This is a genomic window from Vibrio sp. MEBiC08052 (genome assembly GCF_001506075.1).
GTDB lineage: Bacteria > Pseudomonadota > Gammaproteobacteria > Enterobacterales > Vibrionaceae > Vibrio.
In genome coordinates this window covers 177245-191717 of the sequence record NZ_KQ947475.1, presented here as the reverse complement: position 1 = coordinate 191717, position 14473 = coordinate 177245, and the positions used below count along the sequence as shown (strand labels likewise).

Below are 14473 nucleotides of genomic sequence, written 5' to 3'. Positions count from 1 at the left end.
CCTTGCCGTTATCCTGAGAGCTGTAACGATATCTCTCAGTCAACTTGCGTCTTTAAGCCTGCGCGCCCGTCAGTGAAAAGTTCGGATTGATTGCAGTAATACGGCTCACCAAATAGTTCAGTAATACCCCATACATTGGCACAAACAGCCCTAAACTAATCACCAGTTTAAAACCATAATCGACCATAGCGATTTCCTGCCAATGCTGTGCCATAAACGGGTCTGGACTCTGATAGAAAGCAATCCCAAAAAAGGCCACAGTATCCAGCGCATTACCAAACAGTGTCGAACAGGTTGGTGCAACCCACCACTGCTTCAGCTGGCGTAAGCGGTTAAAGACTTGAACATCCAACACTTGCCCGAACAGATAGGCCATAAAACTGGCAATCGCGATTCGGGCCACAAACCAGTTGATCTGACTCAGTGGTTCAACGCCCTGAAAATGGCCTTGAAAGAACAGTACCGATAAAAGATATGAAACGGCTAAAGCCGGGAGCATCACTAACAAGATAATTCGCCGCGCCAGTGAAGCACCAAAGATTCTGACCGTCAGATCCGTCGCGAGAAAAATAAACGGGAATGTAAATGCTCCCCAAGTCGTGTGATAGCCCATGACAGTAAAGGGGATCTGCACTAAGTAGTTACTGGAAGCAATAATCAGTAAGTGGAATAAAACAAGAAAACTCAGCGCCTTGCGTTGCTGTGCTATGGTAAAAATACTCATGATGTACCTTTTTCTTTTGGTTTGGGGTGAGGGAACCCAAATCTATGCATCCGAGACAATTTGCCTCGGTTCAATACTCTTTTTGAGCCAATCTTGCGCAAAAAGAGGGCGGATTATACAGCAACGACCCATGAGTGCAAGATGGATAAATAAAGTAAAAAAGAAAGAAAAGCATAAGAGGTTAGTGAGAGAATATTCCGGCTCATCCTAACGGACAAGCCGGAATATTTTTCGCTAAAAGCAGACAAAAGACGGGCGATGTCTTGACTGTAGCAATCAGCCCCTGCGCAGGTAGGTCTATGCAGGGGACAGAGATAAGATGATTATGAAAGTGAAGTTGCTGATTCCACTTCCCGTTCTTGTTCTCTTCCTTGTTTAGATGTTTGCTCTTGTCCTTGAGGATACTGAATTTCTTTTTCTGAAGCGCCAACCACAATCGATGCAGCCAGATCGCCAATCACGTTAATCGATGTTCTTGCCATATCCAGTATGCGATCGATTCCCGCAATCAGTGTTAAACCTTCTAACGGCAGTCCCACTGACGTTAAAACAATGGACAGCATAATTAAGCCACCACCGGGAACACCAGCAGTCCCAATCGCTCCTAACGTTGCCGTCAGAATGATGGTTCCCATTTGTGCGAAGGTTAAATCGATGCCATAAACCTGAGCAATAAAGAGCGCACAAACCCCTTGGTAGAGGGATGTTCCTCCCATATTGATAGTCGCCCCTAATGGCAGAACAAAACTCGCTATCTTGTCCGATACACCGAAGTTTTCCTTAATCGTCCGGATACTGACAGGCAAAGTGCCGGAGCTGCTAGACGTACTGAATGCCGTGGCAGCCGCAGGTAGAATGCCTTTCATAAACCGTAATGGCGAAATACCCGCAAATCCCTTGACGGTCAGTGCATAGACAAGCGCCATCTGTATAATACAACCGACATATACCGCAGCAATCACCTTAATCAAAGGAATCAGGACAGCAGCGCCATTTGAGGCGACAACAGGGACAATCAGGCCAAACACACCATAAGGTGCTAATGACATAATAAAGCCGGTAATTTTATACATAATTTCAGCCACGCTTTCGAAAAACGAAATAAATGGCTGTGCTTTATTTTCCGGAAGAGAAGTCGCTCCCATACCAAGAAATAAAGCGAAAGCAATAATCTGGAGCATATTGCCTTCAACAAGTCCTTTTAGTGGGTTCTTCGGGATAATATTTAAAAATGTATCCACCAGACTGACACTTTCTACGGCTTTACTCGTATCACTCACCGGAATGGTCAATCCTGCCCCCGGTGTAAAGATTGTTGCCAAAAATAGACCGATTGTCACAGCAAAAGCGGTTGTTAACAGGTAGTAACTAAGTGTTTTTCCTCCGATTCTTCCGAGTGTTTTAATATCGCCAATACTGGCGGCACCAACAATTAACGATGAAAATACTAAAGGGACGATTAGCATTTTGATCAAGTTGATGAATAACGTTCCGATGGGTTTAATATAAGTATTCGCAATATCCGGTGCCCCTTGCAGAAGCAATCCGACTGCGACCCCGGCAGCAAGACCAATGAAGATTTTGGTGGTCAACTTCATTTTTTTCATGATGTTCCTCATTGTTTTCTATAGATGACATCGCCCGTATTATCGTCTATGACTGCTCTTTTTATCTGTCTATTCAAAATAGAACGATAGACCTTGTTTATTGTATAGTTTGTGCTACACAAACTCGCGCGACATTATCACATTAATCAATAGCAAACTACGATAGACTGTGATGGAAAGGGGGATTTTACACATTATTCTGCTTCACCCAACTCATGTATTCAGAATAATCAACCAAACGCTACCAGCCAGACTTGAGCGATAAGAACGGTTTGTGATACCCTTCGCCTCCATTTTTCTGCCCATGTTTCTACTCAAAATAAATCTCGGTATTCTCCTTATGATCGGTTTAAAATGAGTCACATGGGTTCAAAAGATCCTGAGCATTCTGCTTGGTGATCACGTTTTAACTGATAGTGAGAGTGAAATAGACATGATGGGTCAAGGTACGCTTTACATCGTCTCAGCCCCTAGTGGTGCAGGAAAATCAAGCCTGATCGCTGCCTTATTGGAAAAAAATCCGACCTATGCCATGAAAGTTTCCGTATCGCACACAACCCGCCAGCCCAGACCGGGTGAGCAGGATGGCATTCATTATCATTTTGTCGATAAAGCCCATTTTGAAGCACTGATTGCCAAAGGTGAATTTCTCGAATATGCCGAAGTCTTCGGTAACTACTACGGCACCTCTCAAGTCTGGATCGAAAACACCTTAAAGAAAGGGATCGATATTTTCCTTGATATTGACTGGCAAGGTGCACGGCAAATTCGGCAAAAAATGCCGGAAGCCCGAAGTATCTTTATTCTTCCGCCCTCAAAAGAAGAGCTGGAACGACGCCTGAACGCCCGTGGGCAAGACAATCAGGAAGTGATTGAGAAAAGAATGAGTGAAGCTCAATCAGAAACCTCTCACTATTCCGAATATGACTATCTCATCATCAATGACGAATTTGATGCTGCATTGATGGATTTTAAAGCAATCATTCGAGCAGAAAGATTGAAGCAAGACAAGCAAGCTGCTAAATATAGCAGTATGCTATCGGAATTGTTGTCCACAGGAACAACCACTGGACAATAAAACCCGGCGAGATACCTCATGAAGTTTACAATTCATTCGGTTCGGTTGTATAATTTCTGGTCATTTATAGATTTTTATTAACAAGTTGGAGTTCTCATGGCACGCGTAACTGTTCAAGACGCAGTTGAAAAAGTTGGTAACCGTTTCGATTTGGTTCTTATTGCGGCCCGCCGCGCTCGTCAAATGCAAACAGGTGGAAAAGATCCATTGGTGCCAGAAGAAAACGATAAAACGACCGTTATCGCACTACGCGAAATCGAAGATGGTCTGATTACAAAAGACGTGCTTGATGCTCGTGAGCGTCAAGAGCAACAAGAACAAGAAGCTGCAGAATTGGCAGCAGTGAGCAGTATCGCTCATAACCGTTAATTTTTGCAGGTAACACAACATACGGGCCTAAAATTTGTATCTATTCGATAGCCTCAAAGCCGTTGCCCAGGAATATCTGACAGAGCCTCAAATTGAGGCTCTACGTCACTCTTATGTCGTCGCGAGAGATGCTCACGAGGGTCAGACACGTTCCAGCGGAGAACCTTATATTATCCATCCGGTCGCAGTTGCCCGAATTCTGGCAGAAATGCGTTTGGATTTAGAAACACTGCAAGCTGCGCTCCTCCACGATGTCATCGAAGATACAGAAGTCACGAAAGAAGAACTGGAGACAAAATTCGGTACCGCTGTTGCCGAACTTGTTGACGGGGTTTCAAAGCTCGACAAACTAAAATTTCGTGATCGCAAAGAAGCACAAGCGGAAAATTTCCGCAAAATGGTGCTGGCCATGGTTCAGGATATCCGAGTCATTCTGATTAAACTGTCTGACCGAACCCATAATATGCGGACCCTCGGTGCGTTGCGCCCAGACAAGAAACGCCGAATCGCCAGAGAAACGCTGGAAATCTATGCGCCACTGGCTCACCGCCTCGGGATACACAATATTAAAGTTGAGTTGGAAGAGCTTGGCTTTGAAGCCCTTTATCCCAATCGCTTCCGCGTGCTGAAAAATGTTGTCAAATCAGCACGGGGCAATCGTAAAGAGATGATCCAGCGTATCCATACCGAGATAGAAGGCCGCCTGAAAGAAGTCGGGCTGACAGCCAAAGTCGTCGGACGCGAGAAAAATCTGTTTTCTATCTACAACAAGATGAAAACAAAAGAGCAGCGCTTTCATAGTATTATGGATATTTATGCCTTCCGGATTATCGTCGATACTGCGGACACTTGTTATCGGGTACTTGGTCAGGTCCATAGCCTGTACAAACCTCGTCCGGGACGTATCAAAGATTATATCGCCGTGCCGAAAGCCAACGGCTATCAGTCGATTCATACCTCAATGGTCGGCCCACATGGTGTCCCGGTGGAAGTTCAGATCCGAACGGACGACATGGATCAAATGGCCGACAAAGGTGTGGCAGCGCACTGGTCTTACAAAGGCAATGGGGAACGGACCGGAACCACCGCGCAAGTCAAAGCGCAACGCTGGATGCAAAGTTTGCTGGAACTTCAGCAAAGTGCCGGTAATTCATTTGAATTCATTGAAAACGTCAAATCTGATTTATTCCCAGATGAGATTTACGTATTCACCCCGAAAGGACGGATTGTCGAACTCCCGGCGGACGCGACTGCAGTTGATTTTGCCTATGCGGTACACACCGATGTCGGCAATACCTGTGTCGGAGCCCGGGTAGACCGGAATCCATATCCGCTGAGTAAATCGTTAAAGAACGGACAAACCGTAGAAATCATCAGTGCACCGGGGGCTCGTCCAAACGCGGCATGGCTCAATTATGTGGTGACCTCCCGAGCACGGACAAAGATTCGTCAGGTACTCAAAACCATGCGCAGAGAAGAGTCGGTGACTCTGGGACGACGCCTACTCAATCACGCTTTGGGTGAACAAACCATCACCAGCATTGATCCGGAAAGTATCCAGAAAGTTCTTACCGAACTGAAAATGGAACAACTGGACGATATGCTGGCAGCGATTGGTTTAGGGGAACTGATGAGTATCGTGATTGCCCGGCGCTTATTAGGCAATACTGATGGCATGACGACAAATGAGAGCAACAGGGCAAAACGAAAACTGCCGATCCGCGGTGCTGACGGCATTTTGCTGAATTTTGCTAACTGCTGTCACCCGATTCCAGATGATCATATTGTGGCGCATATTTCTCCGGGAAAAGGTCTTGTTGTTCATCGTGAAACCTGTGCCAATGTCCGGGGTTACCAACGTGAACCTGAAAGGTATATGGCTGTCGAGTGGTCAAATGACTATGATCAGGAATTCATTACCGAATTGAAAATCGACATGCAGAATCATCAGGGTGCGCTGGCAGAGCTGACAAATGTCATTTCCCATACGGGCTCCAATATTCACGGTATCTCAACCGAAGAAAGAGACGGACGTCTGTACACCATCACGGTACTACTGACAACCAAAGATCGGGTTCATCTTGCGGGAATCATGCGTAAAATCCGCGTCATGCCCCATGCACTGAAAGTCCGGCGCAAACGTAGCTAATCAATTCGCCAAAGCATGACCAGATATCGACACTGATACTGGTTTTTGTTCTTTCTGCTTTGCTCATCAACGACCAATCCAATTGATGAGCTCACCACAATGCGACTTATCTTAAAATAAAAGCATAAAAAACCTGTACAAAAAAACAGTTCAATGGTTGAATATTTGCTAACTCAATGCATTATAAACAACCGATCATGTCGCAATTGCTTTCAGCTATTCCGTTAACATCACTGTCAGGCGTCGGGGCCAAAGTCGCTGAAAAACTCAGCCGGATCGGTTTGAATACCGTACAAGATCTGCTGTTTCATCTCCCCCTCCGCTATGAAGACAGAACCCGGGTTTACCCTATCGCTCAACTTCATCCCGGATTGTGGTGCGCGACTCAGGGCGAGGTCATGCAAACGAGTACCGTTTTCGGACGCAAGAAAATGCTGACCGTGAAAATTAGCGACGGGCACGGTTCACTGACACTCCGCTTCTTCAATTTCACCGCAGCGATGAAAAATAACTTTTCCGAGGGTAAATTTGTTCATGCATACGGAGAAATTAAACGCGGTAGTATCGGTCTTGAAATTATTCATCCGGAATATAAGTTTTACACGCCACAGCAACCGATCGACACGGAAGCCAGCCTGACACCGGTTTACCCGACAACTGATGGTCTCAGGCAGCTCACACTCCGACAATTAACCGATCAGGCTCTGGCGCTCCTTGATAAAGCCGCCATACAAGAACTCTTACCTGAAGGACTGTACCATCACCAAATTTCTTTATCGCAAGCTCTACACACAATTCATCGGCCTGCGGCAGATATAGAGCTTGAGTTATTTGATCAGGGGAGTCATCCGGCACAACTGCGCCTGATTATGGAAGAACTACTTGCGCAAAACCTATCCATGCTGGCAGTACGACACCGTGGTCAACAAGACTTGGCACTACCGCTGCCTCATGCCGATCAATACAAGCAACAGTTCCTGTCTCAACTTCCTTTCCGGCCGACGGGTGCACAAGAGCGTGTAGTTCGCGAAATCGAATCGGATCTGGAAAAGAAACATCCGATGATGCGCTTAGTTCAAGGTGATGTCGGGTCAGGAAAAACACTGGTCGCGGCCATGGCCGCGCTCCGAGCCATTGAACATGGCTATCAGGTTGCACTCATGGCACCCACGGAGCTGCTGGCGGAACAACATACACTCAATTTCAACAACTGGTTCGCCAGTATGGGCCTGCGTGTGGGCTGGCTGGCGGGAAAACTGAAAGGCAAAGCAAAAGAGCAAGCATTAGCTGATATTGCATCCGGTGCCATTCACATGATCGTCGGTACCCATGCCCTGTTTCAGGAACAGGTCACGTTTCATCATCTTGCGTTGATCATTATTGACGAACAGCACCGCTTTGGTGTTCATCAACGTCTGGAACTGCGGGAAAAAGGCGTAAAAAATGGGTGTTTCCCTCACCAGCTGATTATGACTGCGACCCCGATTCCACGTACACTGGCAATGACAGCCTATGCCGATCTGGAAACATCCATCATCGATGAGCTACCACCGGGCCGAACGCCGATTCAAACTGTAGCTATCCCGGATACCAAGCGAGATGATGTCATTGAACGGGTGCGTCACGCTTGCCTGACTGAAGGCAAACAAACTTACTGGGTTTGTACCCTCATCGATGAATCTGAGATTCTTGAAGCTCAGGCTGCTGAAGAAGTTAGTCAGTTACTTCAGCAACAGTTGCCCGGCGTTCGGATCGGTCTGGTACACGGACGGATGAAATCGGCAGAGAAACAACAAGTCATGCAAGATTTTAAAGCAAATCAGATCCACCTACTCGTTGCAACAACCGTGATCGAGGTTGGGGTTGATGTGCCCAACGCAAGCCTGATGATCATCGAAAATCCGGAACGACTCGGGCTAGCTCAACTCCACCAGTTGAGAGGCCGTGTCGGGCGTGGCTCTGTCGCAAGTCACTGCGTACTTCTCTATCACCCCCCGCTGTCGAAAACAGCTCAGAAGCGCTTAGGTGTCATGCGCGAGAGTAACGATGGTTTTATTATTGCTCAGCGCGATCTGGAAATCCGTGGCCCTGGCGAGCTGCTCGGTACCAAACAGACCGGACTCGCTGATTTTAAGATTGCAGATTTGGTGCGGGACCAACAACTCATTCCGGAAGTACAACGTATCGCAAGACATATTCACGAACGTTACCCAGACAATGCGACAGCTATCATTGATCGCTGGCTGGGTGAACGGGATGTTTATGCAAAAGCCTAATGAGTGTTGAACCGACATGGTTCAATATTCGCTATCCCATTCATTTTAAAAATAATTCATTCAACATCAATCATGTCATCACCCGGAATGACGGGCAACGTTACATTAGGGTTGACTCCTGCCATGACGTACTCAATAATAGATGCATAGTCAATTAATGCCGCGACAATAAATGATACGACAAACAAATTATATGTCAGTGAGCGATATGATCATCAATCCCATATGACATGGGGTGTATGGGTTAACATTTGGTAGATATTGAGGTAGTGGGCGTCATGCTAGAGAAAAAACCAGAATATATATTTGAGAACCTCGGCTTTCTATTAACGAAGGCCGGGCAAATTAAAGATCGAATTCTTGATGCTCATTTAATGCCGGAAGACATCACATCAACCCAATGTAAGGTGCTGTTTAAAATCTACCATTTTGACTGTGACCGCCCTTCGCTCATCGGCAAATCTTTAAATGTCGATAACAGTGCAATTACCCGGACACTTGATCGTTTGGAGAAAAAAGAACTCATTCAGCGTCTGCCGGATCCGAATGATCGGCGCTCGATACGCGTGGCCTTGACGCCCAAAGGTGTTGAAGTTGTCGAACGCGCCACGCCACTGGCAATGAATTCTCTTGATGAACTCACCCAAGCGCTCACTCAAGAAGAGCTTGCCCAACTGCACCACTGTCTGAAAAAAATTGTCCTGTCAGGTATGCCAGACAATTGTAAAGATAAGCTTATCGAGGGAGAAGCATGAAAAATTTACTGAAGTGCTTGTCCATTGCCATCACCTTGATCTTGTGTGGTTGTGCTGCGCCGAATAACATTCAGCCGAAAAATCACCTCGCGGATCAATCAGTGTTAGCCCACAGTCACCAGTTGAATCATCCCAAACTGTCACCGGCCAATTGGCCCGCTCAAACATGGTGGCAATCATTAGGGGATACTCAGTTGGAGCATCTGATCCAGACAGCCTTAAACCATAGTCCGACGATGCAGCTGGCGGATGCGAATCTGGTCAATGCATCGGCAATGGTCATGGCAGCCAACGCACAATTTGATCCGACACTGTCTGCAACCGCCGGTGCCACCCGCTCCAGACTTTCCCGTTCTGAAGATTCCACACTGCAAGGCAATCGTTACGGCACACTTTACACTTTGGGCCTGACGGGAAACTATGCATTCGATCTGTGGGGCGGCAACCGTGATGTCTGGGAAGCAACTGTCAATAATCAGCTTGCAGCCGAAATCGATCATCAAGCAGCGAAAATTACACTCTCCACTGCGATTGTTCAGACCTATATTCAGTTGTCCAACGCTTACGCGCTGCAAGATTTAGCCCAGCAAGATCTTCAGCGAACCCAACGCATTGTGGATATCACTCAGCGTCTGCTGAAGAATGGGTTAACCTCAGAAGATCGTTTATACACCGCTCAAAGCAGCACAGCAGCGGCAAAACAAATCCTGAAAAAACGTTCTCTGACGATTAGCCAATTGAAAAATGCACTGGCAACATTGGTCGGCCAAGGACCGGATATTGCGACCACGATCCAACGCCCTTCCATACAGATGGAAACGGCACTATCACTCCCGCAAAATCTCCCGGCCAGCCTGTTGTCTCATCGCCCCGATATTGTCGCCGCCAAGTGGCGTATTGAAGCAATGAGCAAAGAAATCGATGCGGCAAGAACACGTTTCTATCCGAATGTGAATTTAAGCTTCTGGGCTGGCTTCAAAGCCATGCTCGGGGATGCCGTATTTGAGGATGTCAGTCGTTCATGGCGAGTCGGACCTGCGATTTCCCTGCCCCTATTTACCAGAGATTTAAAAGCTAATCTGATTGAGAAGACAGCAGGCTATGATCGTGCCGTCGCACACTACAATGACACATTGATTAAGGCTCTGGGTGAAGTGAGCGATAACGTTCTGATCATCAAATCAATTGCGTTACAGATCAAAGATGCTCAGCAAAGTATGCGTCTGGCAGACAAAAGCTATCATATTACAGAAAAACGTTATGAAGCAGGAATGGGCAGTCATCTTGAAGTCCTCCTGGCTGAACAGCAACTGATTCAAGCAGAATCATCATTCACACAGTTGAAAAACCAGCAACAAGAACAACAAGTTCACTTAATACGTTCATTGGGAGGCGGCTTCCATGATTCGTCTCCAAACGATCATCTCACGACCACAGCAAACTAATCATGATGAAGGTTTATGAATATGCAAGATCATACAAATGAAATGGTTGATTCACCTCGCAAAGGGCAACGCAAAAAAAGCTTAGCGACTTTGCTGGTTGTCATTCTGATTGCGGCCATTGGGGTGGGATTTTATTACACTCACTATGTGATTGGTCATCAGGATACCGAAGATGCTTATGTGAAAGGTAACTTGGTACAAATCACACCGGAAATTAGCGGCACTGTCACTCAAATAGCAGCTGAAGATGGCGACTATGTCAAACAGGGTCAGGTTTTAGTCCATCTCGATGACGCCGATGCTAAGTTAGCATTCGAGAATGCAACGGCAAATCTTGCTCAGACCGTTCGCAAGGTGCGTGGTTTATTCAATAATGTTCAACAAGCCAAAGCCGTTGTAGAAGAAAGAAAAATTGCCCTGAATAAGGCAAAAACTGACTTTGACCGACGTAAAAATATGGTAGCAGCCGGCGGCCTGTCTCAGGAAGAACTCAGTCATGCGCAAGATATGATGAACTCGGCGGAGAAAGCATTGGCAGTTGCAGAACAGCAACTCAAATCTCAGCAAGCGATGATCCACAATACCACCGTCGAGACACATCCTTTAGTCAAGACCGCAATTGCGAAAATCAAACAAACCTATCTGGAGAAACAACGAACTCAGTTAGTTGCCCCTGTATCGGGCTACATTGCCCGACGCAATGTACAGGTTGGGCAACGGGTCAGTCAAAGCTCCATTCTGATGGCTGTCGTTCCTTTAGAGAGTGTCTGGGTTGATGCCAATTTCAAAGAAACTCAGTTAACAGATATGCGTATCGGACAGCCGGTTATCCTGACGTCCGATTTGTACGGTGATGATGTGGTATTTCACGGCACTATTGAAAGTCTGGGCATCGGGACAGGTAGTGCTTTTTCTATTCTGCCGGCCCAAAATGCAACCGGTAACTGGATCAAAGTCGTACAACGCCTCCCCGTGCGTATCCAGTTAGATAAAGAAGATGTGCAAAAACACCCGCTCCGAATTGGTTTATCGATGAAGGTTGATGTGGATATTTCAGATACAAGTGGGCAGTTACTATCACAGAGTACGCCTGAAACACCGCGTTATCAGACCAACGTCTATAACAAAATGCTTGACGGTGTCGATCAGTTGATCGGCCAGATCATTACCGAAAATGATATTGCAACCGAACAATACATAGCGAATCAGTAAGCAGGTGACGAGATGAGTCAATCGCAGGAATTTCAGCCCGCCAATATGGCACTGTGTGTATTCGCAATCGCGCTGGGTGTCTTCATGCAGGTGCTGGATACGACTATTGCTAACGTATCACTGCCAACCATTGCCGGGAATATGGGTGTCAGCCTCAATCAGGGAACATGGGTCATCACATCATTCACGGTCAGTAATGCGATTGGTTTGCCGATTACTGCCTGGTTGAGCCGTCGTATCGGTGAAGTTCATCTTTATGTCGGTGCACTCATTGCTTTCAGTGCGACATCATTTCTTTGTGGTATCTCTCAGACGATGGGAGAGCTGGTTGTGTTTCGAACCCTACAAGGACTTGCCGCTGCCCCATTGTTTCCGATGAGTCAGGTCTTACTGATGTCGGTATTCCCGAAAGAAAAGCGCAGCATGGCACTGGCACTCATCGGGATGGTTGCTGTGGTTGGTCCGATTGTCGGGCCGATTCTCGGTGGCTGGCTCACCTATGACTATAGCTGGCCTTGGATTTTCTTCATTAATATTCCCGTGGGGATATTCTCGGTCATTGTCATCCTCAGTCAATTGAAAGACCGCCCTCATCAACCCATGAAAACCAAACTAGATATCGTCGGTTTAGTTACCATGGCTTTAGGGGTTGGTGCCCTACAAATTGTGCTCGATAAAGGGAATGAGTTGGATTGGTTCGCCAATAGCTGGATTGTCGGCGGGGTCATTTTCTCAGTCATCATGCTGGTTTTTATGGTGATTTGGGAATTAACCGATGAGAATCCGATCATTAATCTGCGCCTATTTGCCAATCGCAATTTCTGTATCGGTACGATCATCCTAACCTTGGGTTTTGCCGGCTTTTTCAGTATCAATCTGATCTTGCCACAGTGGTTACAAAGTCAAATGGACTACACCGCACTCTGGGCTGGGCTGGCTGCGGCACCGATGGGGATTATACCACTCTTTATGACACCAATTTTAGGCCGCTTCGGCAGTCACCTCGATATGCGCAAACTTGCGTCGTTATCATTTGTCGTGATTGGCCTGAGTTGCTATGCGCGTGCCCGATTTAATAGCGATGTGGACTTTGCCACCATTGCATCTGTCCAGCTATTCATGGGCATCGGTATTGCACTGTTTTTTATGCCAATGACAACGATTTTGCTCTCCGATCTCCATGGTCCGGAAATTGCGGACGCAACGTCACTCTCCACATTTATCCGTACGATCGGTGCCAGTTTCGCATCATCACTCACTAGTTGGATTTGGTCGAGAAATGCCGGTGTGCATCATGCAATCATGACTGAGCAAATCTCACCTTATAACCCGCAAATTGCACCATCTTTGCATCATGGGGATACGTTGAGTTTCCTTACGCAATGGAATGGTATCATCACGTCTCAGTCATTTATGATGTCCACAATCGATCTCTTTTCCATCCTGACGATTCTATTTGCTGTATTGGTGCCACTCATATTCTTTACCCGTAAAGCAGTTAAAACGGCATAACGAATCATAAGCGGCCACGATTGTCAGGCTTGTTTCTGCTTCCCGCTCGCCGGGAAGCAGATCTGAACCTTGAGACCACCATCTGAGCGGTTATTCATGGAAACACGCCCTTGATGTTGGCTGACAATTCGTTTGACGATCGCAAGTCCCAGTCCGGATCCTTCACTGCCTCGCGCAGAATCACCCCGAGTGAAAGGTTCAAACACTTTGCCCATTTGCTCTTCCATGATGCCGGGACCATTATCTTCCACGCAGATCCACACTAACCGGTTGTCAGCCGTCATGCCGGAGCTCACTTTGATCCAACCGTGCCCATAACGACTGGCATTGACAATCAAGTTAGTTAGTGCTCGCTTAATCGCAATTGCATGACCGAATGCAGGTTTCAACGCCTTGGCTAATTCCGTTTCAACGGCAACCGTTCGCTCTCCGGAGCGGGCAACTTCCAGAATTAAATCGTTAATATTGACGGGCTGGAAAGTCTGGGCATTAACTGGCTTGAGGTAGTCCATGAACTGACTAATAATTTCATTACACTCTTCTGTATCACTGATAATCCCTTCCGCCAGATAGCGATCATCGGCAGACATCATCTCTGTCGCCAAGCGAATACGCGTCAGAGGTGTGCGTAAATCATGACTAATCCCGGCCATAAGCAGTGCCCGGTCTTCTCCCAGTGCCTGAATCCCTTTCGCCATCTGATTGAAAGCATAAGTCACCGAACGAATTTCAGAGGAACCTTTAGCCTCGAGCGGTGGCGGAATCTCCCCTTTCCCCACAGCTTTTGCGGCTTTTTCCAGCCGAATCAACGGGCGGTTTTGCCAGCGGATAAATAGCCAGCCACCAAATAGAATAAAACAAGCCATCATGAGGCTGTTCCAAAACAGCGGTAAGAAATCTTCTTCCTGTAATTCCGAAAGCGGTATCCGAAGCAGTACATCCGGTAAGGCATCGATTTTCATCCACAGCACGTAACTCTTTTTCCCGAGACTCATCCGAACATCGGTCGGAGAATCTAGCTCCTTGCTCATTTGTTCACTCATCAGATCAATTGACGTAGCTTGCTGATAAGCATCGCCTGCCTGACTATGTAGCGGATGAATCGTCACCCCCAACTTCTCCAGCACCTGTCGCCGCATGAGTGCATTCAACGGAATATCATGATGCTCATCCATCGTGTCATCCAACATTAAATGAATTTCATGACTTAAAATCTTGTTAAACTGCTGCAAGCTCGGCAGTAACGCGTAGTGAAAAACAGCGTAATAAGAGTAAAGCTGGTTGGCTACCAACAAGACGAGGAAGAGTAAAATGGTTTGGCTAAAAGCGCTGCGGGCACGTATCAT

At 46.8% G+C, this 14473-nt stretch carries 11 protein-coding genes; 8 read left to right on the top strand and 3 right to left on the bottom strand.

All coding sequences use genetic code 11. The annotated features are described in order from the left end of the window. Positions 1–52: 52 nt before the first annotated feature. Both VRK_RS00830 and VRK_RS00825 read right to left on the bottom strand, forming a co-directional pair. Positions 53–724 (bottom strand): 7-cyano-7-deazaguanine/7-aminomethyl-7-deazaguanine transporter, encoded by a 672-nt coding sequence (locus VRK_RS00830; protein ID WP_059119661.1) that lies wholly within the window; start codon positions 722–724, stop codon positions 53–55. A 323-nt stretch (positions 725–1047) separates the two neighbouring features. Beyond that, positions 1048–2331, bottom strand: a complete 1284-nt coding sequence (locus tag VRK_RS00825) for a dicarboxylate/amino acid:cation symporter (protein ID WP_231735720.1) — start codon at positions 2329–2331, stop codon at positions 1048–1050. Positions 2332–2767: 436 nt separating this feature from the next. On the opposite strand from VRK_RS00825, the gene gmk reads away from it, so the two are divergent. From gmk to VRK_RS00785, 8 genes are all read left to right on the top strand, one after another. After that, positions 2768–3409: a guanylate kinase gene (gmk, locus tag VRK_RS00820; RefSeq protein WP_059122587.1), complete on the top strand. Its 642-nt coding sequence runs from the start codon at positions 2768–2770 to the stop codon at positions 3407–3409. Positions 3410–3505: 96 nt separating this feature from the next. Beyond that, entirely contained in the window at positions 3506–3778 is a 273-nt protein-coding gene (gene rpoZ, locus VRK_RS00815; protein ID WP_059119660.1) for a DNA-directed RNA polymerase subunit omega, read from the top strand. Positions 3779–3812: 34 nt separating this feature from the next. Further along, complete coding sequence (gene spoT / locus VRK_RS00810) at positions 3813–5927, top strand: bifunctional GTP diphosphokinase/guanosine-3',5'-bis pyrophosphate 3'-pyrophosphohydrolase (RefSeq protein WP_059119659.1); 2115 nt, start codon at positions 3813–3815, stop codon at positions 5925–5927. A 197-nt stretch (positions 5928–6124) separates the two neighbouring features. Further along, complete coding sequence (recG, locus tag VRK_RS00805; protein ID WP_059122586.1) at positions 6125–8203, top strand: ATP-dependent DNA helicase RecG; 2079 nt, start codon at positions 6125–6127, stop codon at positions 8201–8203. A gap of 278 nt (positions 8204–8481) precedes the next feature. Beyond that, positions 8482–8958 (top strand): MarR family winged helix-turn-helix transcriptional regulator, encoded by a 477-nt coding sequence (locus VRK_RS00800; RefSeq protein ID WP_059119658.1) that lies wholly within the window; start codon positions 8482–8484, stop codon positions 8956–8958. Further along, on the top strand, positions 8955–10403 hold the full coding sequence (locus VRK_RS00795; protein ID WP_059119657.1) for an efflux transporter outer membrane subunit: 1449 nt from the start codon (positions 8955–8957) through the stop codon (positions 10401–10403). The genes VRK_RS00800 and VRK_RS00795 overlap by 4 nt, the downstream gene beginning before the upstream one ends. Positions 10404–10424: 21 nt before the next feature. Then, positions 10425–11615: an HlyD family secretion protein gene (locus VRK_RS00790; protein WP_059122585.1), complete on the top strand. Its 1191-nt coding sequence runs from the start codon at positions 10425–10427 to the stop codon at positions 11613–11615. 12 nt (positions 11616–11627) lie between these two features. Then, a complete protein-coding gene (locus VRK_RS00785; protein ID WP_059119656.1) occupies positions 11628–13127 on the top strand; it encodes a DHA2 family efflux MFS transporter permease subunit in 1500 nt (499 codons plus the stop codon). 23 nt (positions 13128–13150) lie between these two features. Here VRK_RS00785 and envZ read toward each other — a convergent pair whose 3' ends face one another. After that, positions 13151–14470, bottom strand: a complete 1320-nt coding sequence (envZ, locus tag VRK_RS00780) for a two-component system sensor histidine kinase EnvZ (protein WP_059122584.1) — start codon at positions 14468–14470, stop codon at positions 13151–13153. Between the last annotated feature and the right edge of the window lie 3 nt (positions 14471–14473).